This window comes from Microbacterium phosphatis (assembly GCF_049177115.1).
Classification (GTDB): domain Bacteria; phylum Actinomycetota; class Actinomycetes; order Actinomycetales; family Microbacteriaceae; genus Microbacterium; species Microbacterium phosphatis.
The window spans coordinates 293,444-317,534 of the sequence record NZ_CP185370.1; the positions used below are offsets into that span (position 1 = coordinate 293,444).

Annotated in this window: 25 protein-coding genes; 20 read left to right on the forward strand and 5 right to left on the reverse strand. The window is 71.4% G+C overall.

Annotation, left to right across the window (positions count from 1 at the left end):
* Window positions 1-22: 22 nt before the first annotated feature.
* Window positions 23-1,648 carry an MFS transporter gene (locus ACOKGD_RS01380; RefSeq protein ID WP_342336286.1) on the reverse strand — a complete coding sequence of 542 codons (1,626 nt, stop codon included), beginning with the start codon at window positions 1,646-1,648 and terminating at the stop codon, window positions 23-25.
* 224 nt (window positions 1,649-1,872) lie between these two features.
* On the opposite strand from ACOKGD_RS01380, the gene uxaC reads away from it, so the two are divergent.
* From uxaC to ACOKGD_RS01415, 7 genes are all read left to right on the forward strand, one after another.
* Complete coding sequence (gene uxaC, locus ACOKGD_RS01385) at window positions 1,873-3,333, forward strand: glucuronate isomerase (RefSeq protein ID WP_342336288.1); 1,461 nt, start codon at window positions 1,873-1,875, stop codon at window positions 3,331-3,333.
* The gene (locus ACOKGD_RS01390; protein WP_342336289.1) at window positions 3,330-4,946 is read left to right on the forward strand and encodes a mannitol dehydrogenase family protein; all 1,617 of its coding nucleotides are present in this window, start codon (window positions 3,330-3,332) and stop codon (window positions 4,944-4,946) included. Before uxaC ends, ACOKGD_RS01390 begins: the two co-directional genes overlap by 4 nt.
* A 10-nt stretch (window positions 4,947-4,956) precedes the next feature.
* Window positions 4,957-6,039, forward strand: coding sequence for a mannonate dehydratase (gene uxuA, locus ACOKGD_RS01395; RefSeq protein ID WP_342336291.1), 1,083 nt, complete (start codon window positions 4,957-4,959; stop codon window positions 6,037-6,039).
* Window positions 6,040-6,160: 121 nt separating this feature from the next.
* A complete protein-coding gene (locus tag ACOKGD_RS01400) occupies window positions 6,161-7,225 on the forward strand; it encodes a histidinol-phosphate transaminase (RefSeq protein WP_342336292.1) in 1,065 nt (354 codons plus the stop codon).
* Window positions 7,226-7,335: 110 nt separating this feature from the next.
* Entirely contained in the window at window positions 7,336-8,466 is a 1,131-nt protein-coding gene (gene pdhA / locus ACOKGD_RS01405) for a pyruvate dehydrogenase (acetyl-transferring) E1 component subunit alpha (RefSeq protein ID WP_342336293.1), read from the forward strand.
* A gap of 52 nt (window positions 8,467-8,518) precedes the next feature.
* On the forward strand, window positions 8,519-9,484 hold the full coding sequence (locus ACOKGD_RS01410) for an alpha-ketoacid dehydrogenase subunit beta (RefSeq protein WP_342336463.1): 966 nt from the start codon (window positions 8,519-8,521) through the stop codon (window positions 9,482-9,484).
* 34 nt (window positions 9,485-9,518) lie between these two features.
* Window positions 9,519-10,880, forward strand: coding sequence for a dihydrolipoamide acetyltransferase family protein (locus tag ACOKGD_RS01415; RefSeq protein ID WP_342336295.1), 1,362 nt, complete (start codon window positions 9,519-9,521; stop codon window positions 10,878-10,880).
* A 6-nt stretch (window positions 10,881-10,886) separates the two neighbouring features.
* Here the strand turns inward: ACOKGD_RS01415 and ACOKGD_RS01420 are convergent, their stop codons facing one another.
* Together ACOKGD_RS01420 and ACOKGD_RS01425 are read right to left on the reverse strand one after the other, a co-directional pair.
* Window positions 10,887-11,462: a hypothetical protein gene (locus ACOKGD_RS01420; protein WP_342336296.1), complete on the reverse strand. Its 576-nt coding sequence runs from the start codon at window positions 11,460-11,462 to the stop codon at window positions 10,887-10,889.
* Window positions 11,459-11,734: a hypothetical protein gene (locus tag ACOKGD_RS01425; protein ID WP_342336298.1), complete on the reverse strand. Its 276-nt coding sequence runs from the start codon at window positions 11,732-11,734 to the stop codon at window positions 11,459-11,461. Before ACOKGD_RS01425 ends, ACOKGD_RS01420 begins: the two co-directional genes overlap by 4 nt.
* A gap of 99 nt (window positions 11,735-11,833) precedes the next feature.
* Between ACOKGD_RS01425 and ACOKGD_RS01430 the strand changes: the two genes are divergently transcribed.
* Window positions 11,834-12,832 carry a metal ABC transporter solute-binding protein, Zn/Mn family gene (locus tag ACOKGD_RS01430; protein WP_342336300.1) on the forward strand — a complete coding sequence of 333 codons (999 nt, stop codon included), beginning with the start codon at window positions 11,834-11,836 and terminating at the stop codon, window positions 12,830-12,832.
* 8 nt (window positions 12,833-12,840) lie between these two features.
* Here the strand turns inward: ACOKGD_RS01430 and ACOKGD_RS01435 are convergent, their stop codons facing one another.
* Entirely contained in the window at window positions 12,841-13,878 is a 1,038-nt protein-coding gene (locus ACOKGD_RS01435) for an FUSC family protein (RefSeq protein WP_342336301.1), read from the reverse strand.
* 106 nt (window positions 13,879-13,984) lie between these two features.
* Between ACOKGD_RS01435 and ACOKGD_RS01440 the strand changes: the two genes are divergently transcribed.
* The 11 genes from ACOKGD_RS01440 (at window position 13,985) to ACOKGD_RS01490 (ending at window position 21,623) form a co-directional block, all read left to right on the forward strand.
* Entirely contained in the window at window positions 13,985-14,812 is an 828-nt protein-coding gene (locus tag ACOKGD_RS01440) for a metal ABC transporter ATP-binding protein (protein ID WP_342336303.1), read from the forward strand.
* A complete protein-coding gene (locus ACOKGD_RS01445; RefSeq protein WP_342336464.1) occupies window positions 14,812-15,714 on the forward strand; it encodes a metal ABC transporter permease in 903 nt (300 codons plus the stop codon). The genes ACOKGD_RS01440 and ACOKGD_RS01445 overlap by 1 nt, the downstream gene beginning before the upstream one ends.
* Window positions 15,715-15,723: 9 nt before the next feature.
* Window positions 15,724-16,116: a Fur family transcriptional regulator gene (locus ACOKGD_RS01450; RefSeq protein ID WP_342336304.1), complete on the forward strand. Its 393-nt coding sequence runs from the start codon at window positions 15,724-15,726 to the stop codon at window positions 16,114-16,116.
* Window positions 16,117-16,157: 41 nt separating this feature from the next.
* On the forward strand, window positions 16,158-17,099 hold the full coding sequence (locus ACOKGD_RS01455) for a permease (RefSeq protein ID WP_342336465.1): 942 nt from the start codon (window positions 16,158-16,160) through the stop codon (window positions 17,097-17,099).
* Window positions 17,100-17,127: 28 nt separating this feature from the next.
* Window positions 17,128-17,910, forward strand: a complete 783-nt coding sequence (locus tag ACOKGD_RS01460) for a TIGR03943 family putative permease subunit (protein WP_421355072.1) — start codon at window positions 17,128-17,130, stop codon at window positions 17,908-17,910.
* The gene (locus tag ACOKGD_RS01465) at window positions 17,900-19,294 is read left to right on the forward strand and encodes a hypothetical protein (protein WP_342336306.1); all 1,395 of its coding nucleotides are present in this window, start codon (window positions 17,900-17,902) and stop codon (window positions 19,292-19,294) included. Before ACOKGD_RS01460 ends, ACOKGD_RS01465 begins: the two co-directional genes overlap by 11 nt.
* A gap of 58 nt (window positions 19,295-19,352) precedes the next feature.
* Window positions 19,353-20,009: a DNA-3-methyladenine glycosylase gene (locus tag ACOKGD_RS01470; RefSeq protein ID WP_342336308.1), complete on the forward strand. Its 657-nt coding sequence runs from the start codon at window positions 19,353-19,355 to the stop codon at window positions 20,007-20,009.
* A gap of 180 nt (window positions 20,010-20,189) precedes the next feature.
* Complete coding sequence (rpmB, locus tag ACOKGD_RS01475) at window positions 20,190-20,426, forward strand: 50S ribosomal protein L28 (protein WP_055987914.1); 237 nt, start codon at window positions 20,190-20,192, stop codon at window positions 20,424-20,426.
* The gene (gene rpmG / locus ACOKGD_RS01480; protein ID WP_342336310.1) at window positions 20,426-20,596 is read left to right on the forward strand and encodes a 50S ribosomal protein L33; all 171 of its coding nucleotides are present in this window, start codon (window positions 20,426-20,428) and stop codon (window positions 20,594-20,596) included. Before rpmB ends, rpmG begins: the two co-directional genes overlap by 1 nt.
* A gap of 2 nt (window positions 20,597-20,598) precedes the next feature.
* Window positions 20,599-20,904, forward strand: a complete 306-nt coding sequence (gene rpsN, locus ACOKGD_RS01485) for a 30S ribosomal protein S14 (RefSeq protein ID WP_342336312.1) — start codon at window positions 20,599-20,601, stop codon at window positions 20,902-20,904.
* A gap of 431 nt (window positions 20,905-21,335) precedes the next feature.
* On the forward strand, window positions 21,336-21,623 hold the full coding sequence (locus tag ACOKGD_RS01490) for an HU family DNA-binding protein (RefSeq protein WP_342336314.1): 288 nt from the start codon (window positions 21,336-21,338) through the stop codon (window positions 21,621-21,623).
* Between the two features lie 96 nt (window positions 21,624-21,719).
* Here the strand turns inward: ACOKGD_RS01490 and ACOKGD_RS01495 are convergent, their stop codons facing one another.
* Window positions 21,720-21,971 (reverse strand): DUF6458 family protein, encoded by a 252-nt coding sequence (locus tag ACOKGD_RS01495; protein WP_342336316.1) that lies wholly within the window; start codon window positions 21,969-21,971, stop codon window positions 21,720-21,722.
* A gap of 139 nt (window positions 21,972-22,110) precedes the next feature.
* Between ACOKGD_RS01495 and ACOKGD_RS01500 the strand changes: the two genes are divergently transcribed.
* Window positions 22,111-24,078, forward strand: a complete 1,968-nt coding sequence (locus tag ACOKGD_RS01500) for a cytochrome c oxidase assembly protein (protein WP_342336317.1) — start codon at window positions 22,111-22,113, stop codon at window positions 24,076-24,078.
* Window positions 24,079-24,091: the final 13 nt, after the last annotated feature.

The window sequence follows — 24,091 nt, forward strand, 5'->3', positions numbered from 1 at the left end:
GGGCCCTCCGGGGCGGGACGGGTCAGTCGTCCGAGGGCTTGCGCCAGGTGCCGGCGCGGACGGCGGCCTCCACGGGCCACAGCTTCTCGTAGCGGCGACCGGCGAGCTTCGACATCAGGCGGGCCACCGCGGGATCGGCGTCGGCCTTGGCGCCGCCGTTCTCGAGGCGCGCGATCTCGTCGAGCAGGATCGCGTGGGTCGGCTTGTCGAGGTGGAAGATGCGCGACATAACGAACGCGGCGACGATCAGCGCCAGCGGCAGGAACACGGTCACCGCGGCGATCGCGGCCGAGACGCCCTCGGGCTGCACGAGGATGCAGGCGTCGACGCACGCGGGGTCGACCTGCGTGCCGCCCTCGGTGCCGGGCTTCAGGTAGCCCGACGCCTCGATGATTCCGCCGACGATGAGCGATCCGATGGCGCCCGTCGACTTGCGGCCGAAGGTCATCACGGCGGCGTAGATGCCGGCGCGGTGCTGGCCGGTCATCATGTAGTCGACGTCCGGGATGAACGGATAGACGTTCCACGGGGTGAACTCGAGCAGGGCGCGGCCTGCCTGGTACGCGATGCCCACGATGATGAGGATCGCGATGGGGTTCTCGGGCTTGATCAGGTAGATCGCCCCGAGCGCGAGCAGCGCGGCGACGATGATCGAGTACGACGTGGCGTAGAGGAACCGCGGCCCCTTCTTGACCATCAGGAAGCCGGCGGCGACCGTCACGGGCAGGCCGACGATGGCCAGCGACTGCAGCGTGAGGCCGAAGGTCTCGGATCCGGCGAGCGAGTAGACGATGAAGAAGGTCAGCGCGCTCGAGAAGATGTCCTTCGCCGTGAATGAGCAGAGGTAGATCACCAGGTGCTTCACGAATGTCAGATTCTGGAACGTCGAGCCGGCCTGGGTCAGCGTGTCTGCCAGGTTCTTCCACATGCTCTGACGCGGCTGCGCCTCGAGCTCGGCGAGGAACTCGGGGGTGAGCTTGCGCTCCCAGGTGGTGAAGTACGCGATCGTCACTCCCGCGGCGAAGAGGACGGCCATCGCCGAGCCGGCGATCAGGTAGGCGTTCGGGTTGCCCATCCCCTTGATGGCGGCGGGCAGGGCGAACACCAGGAACGTGCCGGTGGCCGAGAAGAACATGCGCGTGGCCGAGAGCTTGGTGCGGTCGACGTAGTCGGCGCTCATCTCGTTGGGGAGGGTCTCCCACGGGATGAGGATCATCGCCATCACGACCTCGATCACGAGGTAGACGACCAGGTAGTACCAGAAGCCCTGGCCGGCGATCCACAGCAGCGGGAACGTGACCAGCACGGCCGGCGCGCCGATCAGCAGGAAGAAGTGCCGGCGGCCGAACTTGCGCCCGAGCTTCGTGCGGAAGAAGTTGTCGGTGAGGGGGCCGATCAGGAGGCTCACGATCGCGTCGACGATGCGCGCGATGGCGAGGATCGCGCCGCCCTCGACGACCGACACGTTGCCGTAGGTCGTGAAGAAGAACAGCATGAGGCCGCCGACGATGGTGTTCCATCCGCCACCCATGAGGTCGACCACGCCGTAGCCCATGCTGCGGACGATCGTGATGGGCTTGGCCGTGTAGACCCGGCCGGTCGAGTAGTCGCGCTCCGCCTTCGGAGTCGTGACAGTGCGGGAGTTCATGTGGTGGGGATCCTTCCTCGGGCCGCGCACAGACAGGCGTCCTTGCCCAGTTCCGCACGGCGGAACCATGGTCTGCCGTGCGGACAAAGGGTATGCGGCGCTCTTTCGCGCGCGCAAATCGAGCGCACCCGGCCGGATCGAGTACCGTGGGATCCGAAAACGAACCTGTGGTCCGCCTGACGAAACTCGGACGGATCCCGACACGGCGAAGGCGGCGATCGACGATGACGCTCGACACGGCTCCCGCGACCCCCGGAACGGCGCACCGTCCGTTCCTCGGGCCGGACTTCCTGCTCGGCTCCGAGACCGCGAAGCGCCTGTTCGCGCTCGCGGGCGACGTCCCGGTCGTGGACTATCACTGCCACCTCAGCGCCCAGGAGCTGGCGGAGGACCGTCGCTTCGCGACGATCACCGAGGCCTGGCTCGGCGCCGACCACTACAAGTGGCGGCTGATGCGCGGCGCGGGTGTCGACGAGCGCCTGATCACGGGCGACGCGGGCGACTTCGAGAGGTTCGAGGCCTTCGCGGGCGTCGTCGGCCGCGCCATCGGCAACCCCGTGCAGCACTGGGCCCACCTCGAGCTGCAGCGGTACTTCGGCATCGACGACGTGCTCGACGCCGGCAGCGCGCGCGACATCTACGACCGCGCCAACGCCCAGCTGCAACGGCCCGAGTTCAGCGCACGCGGGCTGGTCGCCGCCAGCGGCGTCGAGGTCATCTGCACCACGGACGATCCGCTCGACGCCCTCGAGCATCACGCGGCGCTCGCCGCGGCACACGACTTCGACACGCTTGTGGTGCCGGGGTTCCGCCCCGATGGCGTGCTGCGCATCGAGCGCGACGCGTTCGCCCCCTATGTCGAGCGCCTCGCCGCGCTCACCGGCGGCGCGATCACCGACTTCGAGAGCCTCGTCGCGGCCATCGAGCAGCGCATCGCCTACTTCGACGAGCGCGGCTGCACGGTGTCGGACCAGTCGCTCGAGGTCTTCCCGAAGCGCCCGACCACGGACGCCGAGGCCGACGCGATCCTGACCCGCCGCCTCGCGGGCGAGACGCTCACCGCCGACGACGCCGACGACTTCCGCTGGGCGCTGATGCGCCGCCTCGCGAAGCTCTACCACGCCCGCGACTGGGTGATGGAGCTGCACCTCAACGCCCTGCGCGATGCGAACCCGCGCCTGATGCGCACGATCGGCCACGACACCGGTTTCGACGCCATCGGCGAGGATCGCCCGATCGAGGCCCTGCGCCACTTCCTCGGCGAGCTCGAGGACGCCGACGCCCTGCCCCGCACGCTGCTGTTCACCGTCGACGAGGGCCAGAACAAGCAGCTCGCGGTGCTCGCCACGTGCTTCCCCGGATCCGGGATCGCCGCGAAGGTGCAGCTCGGCAACGCCTGGTGGTTCAACGACACCATCGCGGGCATGGCCGCGCAGATCCGCACGTTCGCGGAGGTGGGGTTCCTGCCCGCCGCCGTCGGCATGGTCACCGACTCGCGCTCGTTCCTGTCGTACCCGCGCCACGAGTACTTCCGCCGGATCGTGGTCGACATCGTCGCGCAGTGGGTGGAGGCGGGCGAGTTCCCCGCGAACGACGAGACGCTCGCGTCGATCCTGCGCGACATCTTCCACGACAACGCCGTGCGCTATTTCCGCTTCGACGTGCCGCTGGTGGGTGCCCGATGAACGGCACGGATCCCACGCAGCCCACGGAGCGAGACGGCGTGTCGCTGACGCTCGACGCCACCGCGCTCGACCGCCTCGCCGAGTTCGAGGCGCGGGGCTTCGCCGTGCCGCGCTACGACGTGCGGGCGATGCGCGCCGCGACGGCCGAGCGCCCGAGCTGGGTGCACCTCGGCGCGGGCAACTTCTTCCGCAGCCTCCACGCCGTCGTCGCGCAGCGCATGCTGGACGCCGGCCACGACACCGGGATCGTCCTGGCGAACCTCCGCGACCCCGCGGTCATCGACAACTCCCGCGCGACCGACGACCTGTTCGTCAACGCCGTGCTGGGGGAGGACGGATCCGTCGAGCCGCAGATCATCGCATCGGTCGCCGAGAGCTGGCACCTCGGGCCCGAGGCGGAGGACGGATGGGCGCGGCTCACCGCGGTGTTCGAGAACCCGTCGCTGCAGCTGGTGACCCTCACCGTCACCGAGAAGGGGTACCTTTCGCCCGAGGCGGACGTCGCCGCCGGGCCCGGGCGGGTGCGCGGCGCCATCCCCGCGCTCGCGTCGCTGCTGCTCGCCCGCTTCCGAGCGGGCGCCGCCCCCCTCGCGCTGGTGAGCACCGACAACTTCTCGGAGAACGGCGAGCGCCTCGCCGCCGCCCTGCGAGAGGTCGCTCAGGCCTGGATCGACGCCGGTCAGGCGCCGGCCGAGTTCGCCGACTACCTCACGGGCGACCGGGTCGCGTACCCCTCGACGATGGTCGACCGGATCACCCCGGCCCCGTCCGCCGCCGTGGGCGAGACCCTGGCGGGCCTCGGCCTCGCGAACGCGCAGATCCACGAGCGCGGCTCCGGTGGCGCGCTCGCCGCGTTCTCGAACACCGAGGCCGTGAGCTACCTCGTCCTCGAGGACGACTTCCCGAACGGGCGTCCGCCCTTCGAGACCGGCGGCGTGGTGCTCGGCGACAGGGAGACGGTCGGCCGCGCCGATCGCATGAAGGTCGCCACCTGCCTGAACCCCCTGCACACCGCCCTCGCGGTCACGGGCTGCCTGCTCGGCTACACCCGCATCGCGCAGATGATGGAGGACTCGGATCTGCGCCGGCTCGTCGTGGGCGTCGGCGCGATCGAGGGCCTGCCCGTTGTGGACGCCCCCGCGGGCATGGATCCGGCGGCCTTCCTCCGCGAGGTCATCACCAGGCGCCTGCCCAACCCGGGCCTCCCGGACTCCCCGCAGCGGATCGCGGCCGACACGTCGCAGAAGGTGGGGATCCGCTTCGGCGAGACGATCCGCCGGCACGCGGCGGAGGGAACGGCCGAGTCGCTCACCTGGATCCCGTTCGCGATCGCCGCGTGGATCCGGTACCTGCTCGCGATCGACGATCAGGGCCAGCCCTTCGAGCGCAGCCCCGACCCGCTGCTGGAGCAGCTGGACGAGCGACTCGCGGGCGTGCGCTTCGGCGAGCCCCGCACCGCGACCGCGGCGCGCGCGCTGCTGTCGGACGCCTCGATCTTCGGCGTCGACCTCGTCGAGGCGGGCGTCGCCCGCACCGTGATCGCCCACCTCAGCACCCTTGTCCATGGGCCAGGCGCCGTCCGCGCGGGCCTCTATGCCCTCGCTCACTCGTAAGGAGCCGTTTATGAGAATGTCCTTCCGCTGGTTCGGCCCCCAGGACGACCCGATCCCGCTCGAGCACATCCGCCAGATCCCCGGCGTCCGCGACGTCGTCGGCGCGCTCTACGACGTCCCCGTGGGCGAGGTGTGGCCGGCCGACAAGATCGCCGCGCTGAAGAAGCAGGTGCACGACGCGGGCCTGACGCTCGAGATCATCGAGTCGGTCAACATCCACGACGACATCAAGATCGGCCTGCCCTCGCGCGACCGGTACATCGACAACTACCGCCAGACGCTGCGGAACCTCGCCGAGGTCGACATCTCGGTGATCTGCTACAACTTCATGCCGGTCTTCGACTGGCTCCGCACCGACCTCTGGTACGAGCTGCCCGACGGCTCGAAGACCATGCAGTACGACCGGTCGATCTCGGAGGCCATCACGCCCGAGTCGCTTCTGGAGCAGTACGCGAGCGAGACCTCCGGCCTCTCGCTGCCCGGCTGGGAGCCCGAGCGCCTCGCCGACCTGAAGACCCTGTTCGCGAAGTACGACGGGGTCGACGCCGACGTCCTGCGCCAGAACCTCAAGTACTTCCTCGAGGGCATCATGCCGGTGTGCGAGGAGGTCGGCATCTCGATGGCGATCCACCCGGACGACCCGCCCCACCCCCTCTTCGGCCTGCCCCGCATCGTCTCGAACCGCGACGACCTGCGCTGGATCGTGGACGCCGTCGATTCGAAGAACAACGGCCTGACGCTGTGCACGGGAAGCCTCGGCGCCAACCCGGCCAACAGCGTCGTCGACATCGTCAAGGAGTTCGCGGGCGAGGGCCGGGTGCCCTTCGCGCACATCCGCAACATCCGCTGGCAGGACGATGGCCGCTTCTTCGAGTCGGCGCACCTGTCGTCCGAGGGGTCGCTCGACCTCTTCGACATCGTGCGCACCTTCCACGAGTCGGGCTTCGACGGCTTCATCCGCCCGGACCACGGCCGCATGATCTGGGGCGAGACCGGTCGCCCGGGCTACGGCCTCTTCGACCGCGCCCTGGGCGCGAGCTACCTCAACGGCCTCTGGGAGGCCGTCGACAAGGGCGCCACCGGCGGTCGCTGACCCGCGAGGCGCGACGCCCCAGCCTGTGCGGAGGCTCGGGGCGTCTCGACTCGGTCGTTCCTCCCTCGCTCGACGAGCGGGTGGGGAATGAGGCGGCCTGCCTCGTATCTAGAGTGTTCTCATGACCCAGCTCCCGCGTATCCGCCCCGAGATCGCCGCCCTGCCGCCGTACAAACAGGGCCGTCCCGCGGATCCGAACGGGTTCAAGCTGTCGAGCAACGAGAACCCCTTCGGCGTGCTGCCGGGTGTGCTCGAGGCCACCACGCGCGCCGACGCGTTCAACCGCTACCCCGACGCCACCGCGGCGAGCCTGCGCGAGGCGCTCGGCGAGCGATACGGCGTCGACCCCGAGGCCGTGCTGATCGGCGCGGGCAGCGTCGCGCTGCTGCAGGCCTTCATCCAGGCCGCGGCGACCGTCGGCGACGAGGTGCTCTTCTCGTGGCGCTCGTTCGAGGCCTACCCGGGCCTGGCCCTCATCGCGGGCGCGTCGACCGTGCAGGTTCCCAACCGCGCCGACGGCCGCCACGATCTCGACGCGATGGCCGAGGCCGTCACCCCGCGCACCCGGGTGATCCTGCTCTGCACCCCGAACAACCCCACCGGGCCGGTCATCACCCGCGCCGAGTTCGCCGGCTTCGTCGCGAAGGTGCCGTCCGACGTGCTGATCCTGCTCGACGAGGCCTACGCCGAGTTCGTGCGCGACGCCGAGGCCGTCGACGGGCTGGGGGAGCGGGTCTTCGAGGCGCACGCGAACGTGGTCGTCCTGCGCACCTTCTCGAAGGCGTACGGCCTGGCGGCGCTGCGCGTGGGATACGCCATCGGCCATCCGCGCCTGCTCGACGCCGCCCGCAGCACGATCACGCCGCTGTCGGTCACGGCCACGGCCGTCGCCGCCGCGGTCGCGAGCCTCGGGCAGCAGGATGAGCTCGACGCTCGCGTCGACGAGCTTGTCGCGCGCCGCGCCGCGCTCGTCGACGGGCTCCGCGCGAGCGGCTGGGACGTGCCGGACGCGCAGGGCAACTTCGTCTGGCTGCCCGCGACCCCCGAGCTCGACTCGGCCGCCATCGCGGCGGCCTACGACGCCCGCGGCATCATCGTGCGGCCCTTCCCCGAGGGCGTGCGGATCAGCGTGGGCGAGCCCGAATCGATCGCTCCGGTGATCGAGATCGGCGCCTCGCTGCGCTGAGCCATATCCCCGGCGGCACATGCGACTGTGGGGATCGTCCAGGGGATCCGCGAATCCGTTGTCCCGAGTGTTCTGTCGATCCGATGGGGACCCGCGGATAGCGTGGACGGGTGACCTCGGAATCTGAGATCGACCCGACCGTCCGCATCCTCGCGGCTGACGGCACCATCGCTCCGTCGGAGACGGCCGAGCGCTACCTGCCGCTGATCGACGCGCTGAGCGACGCCGAGCTCGAGCAGTTCTACCGCGACATGGTCGGCGTGCGCGCGTTCGACCGTCAGGCGACGCTGCTGCAGCGCCAGGGCCAGCTGGCCCTGTGGCCGCCGTCGCAGGGCCAGGAGGCCGCGCAGGTGGGATCGGCGCGCGCCGCCCGCCCGCAGGATCACCTGTTCCCCTCGTACCGCGAGCACGTCGTCTGCACGATCCGCGGTGTCGATCCCGTCGACATCATCAAGCTGATGCGCGGCGTCAGCCACGGCGGCTGGGATCCCACCGACCCCAAGAACGGCAACACCCACATCTACACGCTGGTGCTCGGTTCGCAGACGCTGCACTCGACCGGCTACGCGATGGGCATGGCGTTCGACGGGCGCAGCGGCACGGGCGACCCCGAGAAGGACGAGGCGGTCATCGTCTACTACGGCGACGGCGCGTCCAGCCAGGGCGACGTGCACGAGGCGATGGTGTTCGCCGCGAGCTACCAGACCCCGCAGGTCTTCTTCCTGCAGAACAACCACTGGGCCATCTCGGTCCCCGTCGCCACCCAGTCGCGGGTGCCGCTGGCCGACCGCGCCGCGGGCTACGGCATGCCGAGCATCCGCGTCGACGGCAACGACGTGCTGGCCAGCTACGCCGTCTCGAAGGTCGCGCTCGACGAGGCCCGCTCGGGTCTCGGCCCGCGGGCGATCGAGGCCGTGACGTACCGGATGGGCGCGCACACGACGAGCGACGACCCGACGAAGTACCGCACGAGCGACGAGGAGCAGTCCTGGATCGCCCGCGACCCGATCACCCGGATGCGCGCCTTCCTGGAGGGGCGCGGCGCGTCCGAGGAGTTCTTCGCGCAGGTCGACGCCGAGGCGGCCGAGCTCGCCGCCGATGTCCGCACGCGCACCACCCAGCTCCAGGCCCCCACGCCCGAGAGCATGTTCGCGCACGTGTACTCGGATCCCCACCCGCTGATGGACGAGCAGCGTCAGTGGCTCGCCGACTACGAGGCATCGTTCGGAGAGGAGGCCTGAGATGACCGACACCACTCTCGAGAGCACCGCGCAGACGTCCCAGATCCAGACCATGAGCTTCGGCAAGGCGCTGAACGCGGGCCTGCGCAAGGCCATGATCGACAGCGACCGCGTGCTCATGATGGGCGAGGACATCGGCCGCCTGGGCGGTGTGTTCCGCGTGACCGAGGGCCTGCAGGCCGAGTTCGGTCCGCGCCGGGTGCTCGACACCCCGCTCGCCGAGTCCGGCATCGTCGGCACCGCGATCGGCCTGGCCATGAACGGCTTCCGCCCCGTGGTCGAGATCCAGTTCGACGGGTTCGTCTTCCCGGCGTTCGACCAGATCACCACGCAGCTGGCCAAGCTCACCAATCGTCACGAGGGCGCCATCTCGCTCCCCGTGGTCATCCGCATCCCGTACGGCGGGCACATCGGGGCGGTCGAGCACCACCAGGAGAGCCCGGAGGCGTACTTCGCGCACACGCCGGGCCTGCGGGTGGTCAGCCCCTCGACGCCCAACGACGCGTACTGGATGATCCAGGACGCGATCGCCTCGAACGACCCGGTCATCTTCATGGAGCCGAAGTCGCGGTACTGGCCCAAGGGCGAGGTCGACACGTCGGCCCGCGCGCTGCCGCTGCACGCCTCGCGCGTGGTGCGCACGGGCACCGACGTCACGCTCGTCGGCCACGGCGCCATGGTCACGACGCTGCTGCAGGCGGCGGCACTGGCCGAGGCCGAGGGCACCAGCTGCGAGGTCGTCGACCTGCGCTCCCTGTCGCCGATCGACTACGCGCCGATCCTCGAGTCGGTCCGCTCCACCGGCCGCGTCATCGTCGCGCAGGAGGCCTCGCAGAACGCCAGCCTCGGATCCGAGATCGCCGCGACGATCGCCGAGCGCGCGTTCTTCTCGCTCGAGGCGCCCGTGCTGCGGGTCTCGGGCTTCGACACCCCCTTCCCGGCCGCCAAGCTCGAGGGCTCGTTCCTGCCCGACGCCGATCGTGTGCTCGAGGCCGTCGACCGCGCGCTGGCGTACTGAGCCGCCGGCCACCCGGATACGCAAGGATCGGATCATGCAGACCTTCCACCTCCCCGACGTCGGCGAGGGCCTGACCGAGGCCGAGCTCGTCACCTGGCACGTCAAGCCGGGCGATGAGGTCGCGGTCGACGACGTGATCGCCGAGATCGAGACCGCCAAGTCGCTCGTCGAGCTGCCGTCGCCGTTCGCCGGTACCGTCGGCGAGCTGCTGGTCGGCGAGGGCGACACGGTCGATGTGGGCGCCCCCATCATCACGGTCGCCCCCGCGTCGGCCGAGGCGCGCGAGCAGCACGAGCCGACCGGTCACGGCCAGCCCAGCGCCGTGACGAACGAGCCCGCCGCCGGCGACGCCGAGGGCTCCGGCTCGGTCCTCGTCGGGTACGGATCCGGGTCAGAGGCCCAGACGCGTCGCCGCAAGAAGCCGGCCCAGGCGCCGGTCGCCAAGGCCGTGGGCGTGGTGGCGAAGCCCCCGATCCGCAAGCTCGCGCGCGACCTGGGCGTCGCGCTCGCCGAGGTGCGCGCCACCGGCCCGGCCGGAGAGGTGACCCGCGAGGACGTGCTCGCCCACGCGCAGCAGGCCAGCGTCTTCCGCAACATCACGACCCCCGAGTGGCCCGCGGTGCGCGAGCAGGAGATCCCGGTCGCGGCGCCCGTCGCGACACCCGCCCCCGCCGAGGCCCCGGCCGCCGTCTCCGCGCGCGTCGAGGAGATCCCGGTCAAGGGCGTCCGCAAGGCCACGGCGAACGCCATGGTCGGCTCGGCCTACACGGCCCCCCACGTCTCGGTGTGGACCGACGTCGACGCCACCCGCACGATGGAGTACGTCAAGCGCCTGAAGGCCTCGCCGGACTTCGCCGGCATCAAGGTCTCGCCGCTGCTCATCGTCGCCCGCGCCGTGCTGTGGGCCGCGCGCCGCACGCCCATGATCAACTCGGCCTGGGTCGACGGCGAGGACGGCGCGAAGATCCACGTGCGCCACTACGTCAACCTCGGCATCGCCGCTGCCACCCCGCGCGGCCTGCTCGTCCCCAACATCAAGGACGCGCACGAGCTGTCGATGAAGGATCTCGCCCGCGCTCTCGAGCGCCTGACGATCACCGCGCGCGAGGGCAAGACGACGCCCGCGGATCAGCAGGGCGGCACGATCACGATCACGAACATCGGCGTCTTCGGCATGGACGCGGGCACCCCGATCATCAACCCCGGCGAGTCGGCGATCGTGGCCATGGGCACCATCCGTCAGAAGCCCTGGGTGGTCGACGGCGAGGTGCGCCCCCGCTGGGTCACCACCGTGTCCGGCTCGTTCGACCACCGCGTCATCGACGGCGACGGCGTCAGCCGCTTCGTCGCCGACATCGCGGCGATCCTCGAGGAGCCCGCGCTGCTGCTCGACTGATCCGGATCAGTCCTCGGCGATCGCGGGGCGGTCGGTGGGTCGTGCCCAGTACGACCAGGGGAACCAGCCGCTGCCGATGACCTGCCAGCCGGAGCTCTCGAGCTGGGCGCGCGAGAACGCGCCCCACACGGCGCGGCGGTGCTCCCACTGCACGTCCGACTTCTCCAGCACGTGGTGGAACGCCCCGTAGCCGATGGAGTGCCAGCCACGGCGCCCCTCGATCTCGAGTGCCGCCATCTCGTCGAGCGCGGTGACGGGGGACAGGATCCGCTGCGCGCCGGTCTCGGCGGGGATCCGCGCGCCTCCGCCGAAGCGCTGCTGCGCGGCCTGCTTGCTGACGCCCAGCAGGTCGCCGATCGCGCCCCAGCTGTGCCCGGCGGCGCGGGCGCCGTCGATGGATCCGCGCAGCAGGCGGCCCGCCTCCTCGGCCGCCACTCGCGCGGCGTCGACGAGGGCGAGCGAGGCCTCGGCCTCGGTGTCCAGGCGGGCGGCGAGGCCTGCCGGGGTGTGCATGACGGCGTCGGCCACGGCATCGCGCAGCCGCCGAGCCTCGTCGTCGCTGATGCGGGTCGCGTCGGTCATCGGGCGTCCCCGTCCGGCAGGTCGGTGCGCGCCAGGCCCCCGAGCGGATCGAGGTCGTCGAGCGCGCGCCGGTCGGCGGCGTCCCGCTGCGCGCGGATCGCGCCGCCCATGAGGATGCAGTACGCCAGCAGCATGGCGATCGAGACGCCCGTCGCGAATACCTGCAGGAAGTCGGGAACCGCGTCCAACTGATGGATGACGGGGACCGTGACGAGTGGGAGGACGAGCAGCGGCGTGAGCGCCGCGATGTTCACCGGAGCGGGCTTCTTCATGCCGTCAACGTAACCTTGACGCGGTCCTCGCGTCAAGTGAAGGTTGACGCGAGGAGACGGGCTAACGATAACGATTCTCATTTGCGGTACGATGGAGCCATGATCCTTCGCCGTACCGCCCCCGTCACCCTGCTCGCCGTCTCCGCCGTCGCCCTTGCGGGATGCGCAGGGACAGGATCGGCGGAGGGCTCCGAGAAGGCGCCGATCGTCGCCTCGACCGATGTGTACGCGTCGCTGGCGCAGGCGCTGGTGGGGGACGCGACCGAGGTCGTCGCCGTCATCGACGACGCCGGCCAGGACCCGCACGGGTACGAGGCCAGCGCGCGCGACCGGCTGCTTGTGCAGGACGCCACGCTCGTCATCGAGAACGGCGGCGGCTACGACGGCTTTATGGACGAGCTGATCGGCGAGGACGCCGCCGTCGTCACCGCGGTCGAGTACGCGCACGACTTCCCGGGCAACGAGGGTCACGGCGCCGAGGCCTCGGACGACGCCGCGCACGAGGAGCACGCCGAGGACGAGGAGCACGCCGAGGGCGAGGGGCACGAGGGCCATGACCACATCGAGGGCTTCAACGAGCACGTCTGGTACGACGCGCACACGATGATCCACCTGGTCGAGGCGCTGGCCGAGGAGATCGGCCACGAGCTGCCCGACCTCGTCGACGCCGGCGAGCTGGAGGCCAACCGCGACGCGCTGATCGCCGAGCTCGAGGGGCTGGAGGGCCGCCTGGAGGCACTGCACACCGCCCACGAGGGCGAAGGGGTGTTCCTCACCGAGCCCATCGGCGGCTACCTCGCGGCCGCGGCGGGGCTGTCCGACGTCACGCCCGAGGGCTTCGCCGAGTCGGTCGAGGAGGGGCAGGACGTCCCGCCCGCGACCCTGCTCGACGCGACGCGCGTCATCGAGGCGGGCGATGCCGCGGTGATCCTGGTCAACGCGCAGACCGGCGGTGCCGAGACCGAACGCGTCATCCAGACCGCCGAGGGCGCGGATGTCCCGGTCGTCGAGCTCAGCGAGCTGCTGGGCGACGGCCAGAGCTACATCGACTGGATGGGCGCCAACGTCGACGCGCTCGAAGAGGCGCTCGCCGGCTGAGCCGTCGGCTACGCCTCTGCGGGGTCGCCGCGCCTGCGGCGCACCGCCGCGGAGGCGAGGGCGACGAGCGTCCCGGCGGTGACGCCGATCACGGTCTCGAGAGCCCGGTCGCGCAGCAGGACCTCTGCGGGGGTCGACGAGGCGAGCTCGACCATCAGCAGGGCCAGGGGAGTGACGAAGATCATCGCGATGCCGTAGTTGCGTCCGATGAACATCTCGGCCCCCGCCTGGAGCACCACGGCCGCCGCGATCACGGCGAGCGGCGGCAGGTGCAGGGCGAGCAGCCCGGCGGCGACCACCACGCCGATCAGGGTCCCGGCCAGGCGCTGGAGACCCCGGATCAGGCGTGCCGAGACATGCGCGCCGCTCACCGCTGCCACGGCGCCGACGGTCGCCCAGTACCAGTGCGACCCCAGGACGAGACCGGCGGCGCCCGCCAGCAGCGCAGCGGTGCCCACGGTGATCGCCATCTCGCCCGCGAGCATCCCGACCCGCACGGGCGACCGGCGGCCAGCGAGCGGCGGCAGGCCGCGCGCGGACGCGACGGCGAACGCGGTCGTGACCATGAGGGCGAACAGGGCGCTCGCCCCGCCCACGACGACCACGTCGGCGAACGAGGCGGCGGAGGCCGGGATGGTGGCCGTGGCGCCCGCGGCGAACACCGCGAACAGCGGGCCGGGCGGGTGCCACTGCATCGTGTAGGCCAGCAGGGTGACGAGCGAGGCGAGCACCGCCACCGCGAGCACCGAGACGAGGGAGGGGGCGTCGATGAACGACAGGCCCGTGCCCGCGAGCATCGTGGCGATCAGCACCCCGCCGGCCGCGGCCTGCATACGCAGGCGATCGCCGAAGGCGTCCTTGCGGCCGTAGAGGGCGGCGAAGGCGCCGAAGCTCGCGTACATGCCGAGGTCGAGGCGGCCGATCGCCCAGAGCACCAGCAGGGGCCCTGCCACGCTGATCGCCGCACGCAGCGCCACCCGGTGATCACCGCTGTGGGGGCCCACCCGCAGGGCGCCGGTCCACAGTCGTCCTCGAGATTCCGCCACGCTTCCAGGGTAGGAGAGGCGCCTGAGCCCCCGCTCGGCCCCGCCCGCGGCGGGCCTTGGTCACCGCCTGAGAACGATTATCAGTACCCGCTCTAGAATGGACCCCATGACCACTCCCGCGCCCGTCCTCGAGATCTCCGGAGCAGCGCTGCGCCTGCGCGGGCGCGAGCTGTGGTCGGGACTGGATCTCACGGTCGCCCCGGGCGAGTTCGTCGCGGTGCTCGGCCCGTCCGGCTCGGGCAAGACGACCCTGCTGCGCGCGATCCTGGGCCTGCAGGAGCTGAGCGCCGGCGAGGTGCGCGTGGCGGGCGTCGCCGTGCAGCGCGGCGACCGGCGCATCGGGTACATCCCGCAGCAGCGCCCCCTGCCCCCTGGCACGAGCCTGCGCGCACGCGACCTCGTCGCCATGGGGGTGAACGGCACCCGCTTCGGACTGCCGATCCCGCGCCGCGGCGACCGCGAGCGCGTGGACGAGCTGCTCGAGGCCGTCGGCGCCACCGCCTACGCCGAGCGCCCCATCGGCCTGCTCAGCGGCGGCGAGCAGCAGCGGCTGCGCGTGGCCCAGGCCCTCGCCGACCGCCCCGCGCTGCTGCTGTGCGACGAGCCGCTGTCGAGCCTCGACCTGGCCAACCAGCAGGCCGTCACCGCGATCATCGACCGCGAGCGCCGCGAGCGCGACGCGGCCGTCCTGTTCGTCACCCACGACGTGAACCCGATCCTGGATCACGTCGACCGCATCCTGTACATCGCGGGCGGCCGGTTCATGCTGGGCACCCCGGAGGAGGTGCTGCGCTCCGACGTGCTGACGAGCCTCTACGGCGCCCCGGTCGAGGTGCTGCGTATGGGCGGCCGGCTCGTCGTGGTGGGCGCGCCCGATGCCGACGACCACTGCGCCGAGCACGCGGGCATCGCCCTCGAGGCGGGTGCCGCGTGATCGCCCAGACCCTCATCGCGCAGACCCTCAGCTGGAGCGACGTCTTCTCGTTCGACGACTACGGCGCCCTGCTGCAGCTGGTCGGCAACTCGGTCGTGGCCGGCGCCGTGCTGGGCATCGTGGGCGGGCTGATCGGCGTGTTCATCATGCAGCGCGACATGGCCTTCGCGGTGCACGGCGTCAGCGAGCTGTCCTTCGCCGGCGCGGCGGCGGCGCTGCTGTTCGGCGGCAGCGTGGTGGCCGGATCCCTGCTCGGGGCGGTGGCGGCGGCGCTGCTGATCGGCCTGCTCGGCGCCCGCGCCCGCGATCGCAACTCGATCGTCGGCGTGCTGATGCCCTTCGGCCTCGGCCTCGGCATCCTTTTCCTCTCGCTCTACGAGGGCCGCAGCGCCAACCGGTTCAGCCTGCTGACCGGGCAGATCGTGTCGGTCTCGAGCCCCGATCTCGGATGGCTCATCGGGATCTCGGTGATCGTGCTGGCGGGGCTGATCCTGGTCTGGAACCCGCTGCGGTTCGACTCGCTCGACGGCGCATCGGCCGAGGCGCGTGGCGTGCCGGCCGGGGCGATCAGCATCGTGTTCATGGTGCTGCTCGGCCTGATCGTCGCCGTCGCCGTGCACATCATCGGCGCCCTGCTGGTGATGGCGCTGCTCGTCACCCCGGCCGCGGCGGCGATGCGCGTGAGCCACGGACCGCTCGGGGTGCCCCTGCTCGCGGCCCTGTTCGGGTTCGTGTCCGCGGTCGGCGGGATCCTGCTCGCCATCGCCGGGACCCTGCCGGTGAGCCCCTACATCACCACGATCTCGTTCCTCATCTACGTCGTCTGCCGCGTCATCGCGTGGCGCCGCGACCGCGCCCTGGTAGCGGCCGAGGCGCCGACCGCCGTCAGCGTCCCGGCCTAAACTCGGATCATGGCTCAGCGGAACACGTGGCAGAAGGAGCGGGTGCGCGAAGCGCTCAGCGGCGCTCCGGGCTTCGTGAGCGCCCAGCGCCTGCACGCCACCCTGCGTGATCTCGACACCGGCATCGGGCTGGCCACGGTCTACCGCGCGCTCGCCGGGCTCGCGGCCGCCGGCGAGGCCGACCAGCTGCAGAGCCCCGAGGGCGAGTCGCTGTACCGCGCGTGCACGATGAACGGCCACCACCACCACCTGATCTGCCGCTCGTGCGGCAAGGCGGTCGAGATCGAGGCGACGGCCGTCGAGCGCTGGGCGCAGGAGACCGCCGCCCAGCACGGCTTCCGCGACGCCGAGCACATCGTCGACATCTTCGGGCTGTGCGAGGACTGCGCGAAGGCGGCGTGACCGAGAGTCGCGTCGTCCCGGCTCTCGGATTCGGCATCGCCATGGTGGCGGTGCTGCTCGCGCTGGACGCCTTCGCCCCTGGCCTGTTCCCGCAGGCGCTGCCCACTCGCGCGCAGGACGGCCTGACCCTCGCCCTCAGCGTGCTGATCGAGTCGCTCCCGTTCGTGATGCTCGGGGTGATCCTCTCCATCGCCGTCCAGGTGTGGCTGCCGGCGGGCGTGATCGAGCGCTTCCTGCCGCGCGCGGCCTGGGCACGGCGGGCGGTGCTGTCGCTGCTCGGCATGCTGATCCCGGTCTGCGAGTGCGGCAACGTGCCGTTCGCCCGCGGCCTGCTGATGCGCGGGATCGGGCCGGCCGAGACCCTGACGTTCCTCGTGGCGGCGCCGATCGTCAACCCGATCGTGATCCTCACCACCCACGCGGCGTTCGGCTGGGACGGCGGCATCCTGATCGCGCGCGTTGCGGGCGGCTGGCTGATCGCGAACCTCATCGGCTGGATCTACTCGCGCCACCCGGATCCGATGAGCCTCCTCACGGGCCGCTTCCTCGACACCTGCGAGGTGGTCGCGCACGAGCCCGGTTCGCGCGCCACCCGCAGCATCGCCCAGTTCGTCGTCGAGCTGCGCGCCGTGATGCCCGCGCTTGTGATCGGGTCGGCGCTCGCCGGCGCGGTGCAGGTCGTCATCCCGCGCGATGCGCTGCTGGCCATCGGATCCAATCCGGTGCTCTCGATCGCGGCGATGGCCGCGCTCGCGATGACCGTCGCCATCTGCTCGAACGTCGACGCCTTCTTCGCCCTGTCGTTCGCCTCGACCTTCTCATCGGGCTCGCTCATCGTCTTCCTGCTGGTCGGCCCCCTCGTCGACGTGAAGATGCTCGCGCTCATGCGCACCACCTTCACCACCCGCACCCTCGCCGGGATCGTGGCGATCGTGCTGTTCGCCGCCTTCGCGATCGGGATCGGGGTGAACCTCGTTGCGTAGGGCCTGGAGCTCCGTCGCCGCGCGCTGGATGGGCGCGGGCCTCGCCGCCGCCCTTGCGGTGGTGACGCTGACGCTCGCGCTCACCGACCGGCTCGCGCTGTACATCAACCCGGATCAGGCGTGGTTCGCGATCGCGATGGCGCTCGTCGCGCTCGTAGGCGCCGTGGCGTCCTTCGTCCTGCCCCTGGGCGCCGAGGACGACCACGGGCACGACCATGGTGACGTCGCCCCGCACGCCGAGGACCGGGCGGGGGCCGAGTCCGCGGGGCACGCCCACGACCACGGCGACCCCGGCCACACCCCCCGCCTCGCGGGCCGGATCGCCGCGGTCGCGGGCGGCCTGGTCGCGACGGCGGTCGTCGGGGCGGCGCTCGTCCTGCCGCCGGCGCCGCTCTCGGCCGAGCTCGCGATGTCGCGCGACACCGGCACACCGCCGCTGTTCGCGGGTGCCGACGACGTCCTTCTCGCGGGCGCCGACACGTCGTCCTTCGGCGTGGGGCAGTGGGCCGCCGTGTTCGCCAGCGCCGCCAACCCCGACGCCTACGTCGGCACCGAGATCGACCTCACCGGGTTCGTCGCGCCGGGCGACGACGGCGCGCTGCGCGTCGGGCGCCTCGTCGTCACGCACTGCGTCATCGACGCGCAGCCGGCCTCGCTGCCCGTGGTCTCGCCCGGCTGGGAGGACACCCTCGCGCAGGGGGACTGGATCCGGATCCAGGGCACGATCGTCGCCGACGCCTCGGGCGCGCTGGTGATCGAGCCCGCCGCCCTCGACACCGTGGACGCCCCGGATGACCCGTATGAGTACTGAGCGACGCGGCATCCGGCGCTTCGCCCTCACCCTCGCGGGGGTGCTGGCGGCGCTCGGCCTGCTCGGCGGCGCGGGGGCGGCGGCGAGCCTCACCCAGGGCCCGCGCGTGAGCACGGTGCAGGCCGACCCCGCCGCGGCCATCGAGGTCTCGGGCGCGCGCGTCATCCTGACGGCGAACCAGGCCCTCGGCGAGATCGCGCCCGAGCAGATCACGGTCACGCCCGCGGCGCCGTTCACGGTCGACGCGGCCGGGCGCAGCGTCGGCGTGCGCTTCACGCTGCCCCTCGACGACGACACCGAGTACACGGTGTCGGTCGAGGGCGCCCACGCCGTCGGCGGCGGCCCCGCGGGCACGCTGCAGACCACCTTCCGCACCCCGCCCGCGCAGGTCTTCCTGCTGCGCCGCGACACCGGCGGCGACGACGAGATCGTCCGCACCGACCTCTCCGGCCAGGACGAGACGGTGGTGTTCCGCGCCCCCGTGATCGACGACTTCCGGGCGGCCTCCTCCCGGCTCGTCGTCGCCACGTCCGACCAGGGGCTCTCGTCGCTCCAGGTGATGGATCGCGACGGCGCCGACCCCACGGACATCGCGCTGCCGGGCGAGGGGCTGGTCCAGCAGCTCCAGGTCTCGCAGCGCGGCGACCTCGTCGGCTACACCTTCACCGATCCGGACGGACAGGAGCTGCTGAGCGCGCTGTTCCTGTCGGACCTGCGGCACCCGGCCGCCGACCCCGTCCCGGTGCAGGTCGGCGGCGCGCCGGCCAGCGTCGACCCGTGGCGCTTCGTGCCCGACTCGACCGCCCTGCTGATGGTCGACTTCGACGGTCAGCTGATCCAGGTCGATCCGGGGTCCGACGCCGACCCCGTCCTGCTCGGCGGGGCGGTGGCGATCGACGCCATCTCGCGCGGCACGTACACCGCGCTCGTGGAGCGCGTGCAGGAGGGCATCGTCCAGCTCGACCTCACGACGGGCGAGCAGTCGGCGCTCGTCGAGCCCGACCGCGACCTCGGGCTGCTGACCGCCCTGCAGCCCCTCCCCGCGGGCGCGCCCGGCCGGGGCGGGACGATCCGCGAGTATCAGCGCATGGGCGATGACGGCCTGCCGGCGCCGCCGGTCGTCGTCCACGTCGCCGACGACGGCGAGGCGCGGGTGCTGTTCGCCTCCGAGGCCGACGACGCCCTGCTGCAGACCTGCGTGTCGCCGAGCGGCCGCTACGTGGCGGCGCTCGTCGCCCCGCAGATCGTGGGCAACCCCTACGACGACGCGCTGATGCCGATGCCGCAGCAGCTCGAGACGCACGTCATCGACGTCGACTCCGGCGAGGAGACGGCCGTCCTCGACGGCTTCGGCATCAGCTGGTGCACGGTCGCCCCGGCCTGACCGCCACCCACAGGGCCCTTCGATCCCCCTGCGGCGCTCGGGATGAGACGCTGGACGCATGCACCGCCCTGCCGATCGCTCCGACCTCGCGGGGCTGCCCCTCGAGGTCGCGCCCCGGCTGCTGGGAGGGCTGCTCGAGACGACCCTCCCCGACGGTGTGGTGACGGTCCGGATCACCGAGGTCGAGGCCTATCACGGGCTCGGATCGGGTGCGGTCGCCGACCCCGGCTCGCACGCGCGCATGGGGCAGACCGCACGCAACGCCACGATGTGGGGCGAGGCCGGGCACCTGTACGTCTACCTCAGCCACGGTATCCACTCGTGCGTGAACGTCGTCTGCGGCCCGGTCGGCCAGGGCGACGGGATCCTGCTGCGCGCCGGCGAGATCGTGCGCGGCGCCGACGTGGCGCGTGCGCGCCGCGAGGCCCGCGGCGTGGCCCGCACCGACCGCGACCTGGCGCGCGGGCCCGGCCGCCTGGGCGACGCCATCGGCCTCCGCCACCCGATCCACGACGGCATCGACGCGATCTCCGGCGCCCCGCGCGCGGATGCGGTCGCGCGGCTGCACCTGCTCGAACGGCCCGTGGCCGACGTCGCCACGGGGCCGCGCGTCGGCGTCGCGGGCGTCGCCGGCACCGCGGCGTATCCGTGGCGGTTCTGGATCCCGGGCGACCCGACCGTGTCGGTGTTCCGTCCCGGTCGCGGGGCCACCTGATCCGGCCGGCGTCCGGGGGACACGCCCGGGTCTGCTAAGCTGATCCCTTGTCTGCGTGCACTCCTGTGCGCAGTTCGTACACCCCCTCCCGAACACAGCCCGCAAGGGTCGGGTCGGCGTGTGCAGACAAGAGACCTTGGGTGGGGCCGTCCGGCTCCACGGTATTGAAGGAGAATCATCATGGCTGCTGTGTGCCAGGTGACCGGTGCCGTTCCCGGCTTCGGTCACAACATCTCGCACTCGCACCGCCGGACGAAGCGTCGCTTCGACCCGAACGTGCAGAAGAAGACGTACTTCGTCCCGTCGCTGGGTCGCAAGATCACGCTGAACGTGTCCGCTAAGGGCATCAAGGTGATCGACGCTCGTGGCATCGAGTCCGTCGTGAAGGACCTGATCGCGAAGGGTGTGAAGCTCTAATGGCCAAGAAGGCTCAGGACATTCGTCCGATCATCAAGCTGAAGTCGACGGCGGGCACGGGTTTCACCTACGTGACCAAGAAGAACCGTCGCAACACCCCCGACCGTCTCGTGCTCAAGAAGTACGACCCGGTGGTCCGCAAGCACGTCGACTTCCGTGAGGAGCGTTAAGCATGGCTAAGAAGAGCAAGATCGCTCGCAACGAGCAGCGCAAGGTTGTCGTCGCGCGCTACGCCGAGAAGCGCGCCGCCCTCAAGAAGGCGCTCGTCGACCCGAACTCGACCGACGAGCAGCGTGAGGAGGCCCGCGTCGGCCTCCAGAAGCTGCCCCGCAACGCGTCGCCGATCCGCGTCCGCTCGCGCGACGTCATCGACGGCCGCCCCCGCGGTGTCCTCACGAAGTTCGGCATCTCGCGTGTCCGCTTCCGTGACATGGCCCACCGTGGCGAGCTGCCCGGCGTGACCAAGTCGAGCTGGTAAGCACCAGGCTTCCGGAAAGGGCGAGGATCTTCGGATCCTCGCCCTTTTCGCGTTCCCGGGCCGCCCGCGGTGCCGCCCGGCCCGGCCCGGATCCGGAGATCTGCACGATCCCGGACGGACGGCCGCGGATCGCTCCGCCGCGGTGCAGATCTCCGCATGCGTGCAGGCGCGGGAGGCGCCCGGAGGCGCGGAAGGCGCGGCCCGCGCGCGGGCCCGGAATCTCGCGGATCCGGCCCGAATCACCCCGAAAACGTCACAAAAGGGCCATCTGAGGCCGACACGCCGCCCGAATCGGGGCGAATCCCGCGAGAATCCGCGTAATTCCGGGCCTGATTGGTACTGTCGAGGCGCGATCGAACGATCGCCCGGGGGTTTCCGTCTCCGGTCCATTGATCACATCGCGGCGTCTCCGGGCGCCGATGGAGGATGACATGGCCGACAAGTCCATCACCAAGACCGAGCTCGTCGCGAGCATCGCCAGCGCCACGGGTCAGAGCCAGGCCGCCGTGTCGGGCGTCGTCGACGCTCTGTTCACCACGGTCTCCGAGGCCGTCGCCAAGGGCAGCAAGGTCTCGATCCCGGGCTGGATCGCGTTCGAGCAGGTCGAGACGGCCGCCCGCACGGGTCGCAACCCGCAGACCGGCGCCACCATCGAGATCCCCGCCGGCAAGCGCGTCAAGGTGACCGCGGGCTCGAAGCTGAAGGCCGCCGCCAAGTAATCCAGCTCCGGCTGAGTTCCAGACGCCGAGCAGTCGGCGCCTGAGCGTAAGAAGGGGCCCTCCAATGCTGGAGGGCCCCTTCGGCGTTCGTGTGGGTCAGTAGGGGTCGACGTCGGTGCGTCGCTCGGTCACCTGCTGCGCCGTGCCCGCGTCCCCCACCGTGCGGGTGGAGGTGACGGCCGAGCGACGACGGGTCAGCAGCACGATGCCGACGATGAAGACGACCACTCCCGCCCCCATCAGCAGGTAGCCGATGAAGTCGTCGTTGACGGCCGGGATGTCCAGTTCCAGGCCGAACGCGAGGATGGCGCCGATCACGAAGAGCACTACTCCGGTTCCAATACTCATGTCCTGAACCGTACGGATCCGGATCGTCCCAGTCACCGGGGTTGACTTTCGTCCCGGGAATGCATTCCGCCCCTGCGCCGGGCGTTCGGCGCGGGGCGAGGTCAGAGCCTCCACAGCCTCGCCGACTTAGGCTGGACCCGTGAATCCCCGCGCGCTGCGGGCCGTCGGGCCCGCGATCCTCCTTGCCGCGGCGGTGCTCACGGCGATCGCGTCGCTGGCCTTCTCCGGTGCCGCCGACCCGCTCGCGACGGGCGACCCCGGCGCGTTCGTGCGCTGGGGCCTGCCGATCGCGAAGATGCTCGTGAACGTCTCGGGCGCCGTTATGGCCGGATCCCTCGTGCTGGCGCTGTTCGCGCTGAAGGCGGGCGAGCGCGAGTTCGACGGCGCGCTCGATGTCGCCTCCATCGGCGCCGCGGTGTTGACGATCACGGCGGGCACCACCGGATTCCTCACCTTCCTCGACTCGTTCAACCCCGAGTTCTCGGCCGGCCCGGAGTTCGGCGCCCAGCTCGGCCGCTTCATCACCGAGGTCGAGCTCGGGCGGACGTGGCTGATCACCACGATCGCCGCGGCCGTCGTCACGATCCTGGCGTTCGCGATCCGATCCTGGACGTCCACGCTGTTCACGGCCCTCCTGGCCCTGGCGACCCTGATCCCGATGGCGACGCAGGGCCACTCGGGCGAGCTCGCCAGCCACGACGCCACGGTCACGGCGATGACGCTGCACGTGCTGGGCGCCGCCGCCTGGCTCGGCGGCCTCGTGCTGCTGGTGGTGCTGCGCCCGAGCCTGGGCGCACGCATCGCCAAGGTCGTCGCGCGCTACTCGTCGATCGCGCTGATCGCGTTCCTGCTGGTCGCCGTCTCGGGAGTCGCGCGTGCGCTGTCCTCGATCGGCACCTGGGAACAGCTGACCTCGCCCTACGGCGTGCTCCTGGGCGTCAAGGTCGTCGCCCTCGTCGCGATGGGGGTGCTCGGCGCCTGGTATCGGGGCCTGCTCATCGACCGGATGGATCGCGACCAGAAGGCGTCGCGCGCGTTCTGGACGCTGATCGGCATCGAGCTGGCGTTCATGGGGATCGCCTCGGGCGCCGCCGCCGCGCTCGCCCGCACCGCCCCGCCGCTCGGCGAGACGCCCTACGCGTCGACGCCCGCCGAGATCCTGACCGGCGAGCCGCTGCCGCCGGAGCTCACGGTGGCCCGCTGGTTCACGACCTGGGACATCGACCTGCTCTGGGCCACGGTCGCGGCCTTCGGCATCGCGCTGTACGTCGTGGGCGTGATCCGGCTGCGCCGCCGCGGCGACCGCTGGCCGATCTACCGCACCGTGCTGTGGGTGGCGGGCATGGTGACGCTGTTCTGGGTCACGTCCGGCCCGATCAACGCGTACCAGGACTACCTGTTCAGCCTGCACATGCTGGGCCACATGCTGCTGACGATGGGCATCCCGCTCATGCTGGTGCCGGGCGCCCCGGTGACCCTCGCGCTGCGCGCCTTCGAGAAGCGCGACGACGGCACCCGCGGCGGCCGCGAGTGGATCATGTGGGGCGTGCACAGCCCGTTCGCCAAGGTCATCACGCACCCCCTCGTCGCGGCGGGCATCTTCGTCGGGTCGCTCTGGGTGTTCTACTTCACCGACCTGTTCCGCTGGTCGCTGTACGACCATCTCGGCCACGTGTGGATGGTCGCCCACTTCCTCATCTCGGGCTTCCTGTTCGTGATGACGCTGACGGGCATCGATCCGCTCCCGTACCGCATGCCGTATGCCGGGCGACTGGTCACGCTGATCGCGGTGATGGCGATGCACGCGTTCTTCGGCGTCGCGATGATGATGCAGGAGGGCCTGATGGTCGCCGAGTGGTTCGGCGCCATGGGCCGCACCTGGGGGCCCACGCCACTCGAGGATCAGTACATCGGGGGCGGCGTCGCCTGGTCGATCGGCGAGATCCCGACGCTCATCACGGCGATCGTCGTGGCGATCCAGTGGAGCCGCAGCGACGAGCGCCAGCAGCGCCGCACCGACCGTCACGCCGATCGCACGGACGACGCCGAGCTCGCGGCCTACAACGCCCGCCTCACCCAGCTCGCGCAGCGCGACAGCCGGGGCTGACGTCACCGCCCGC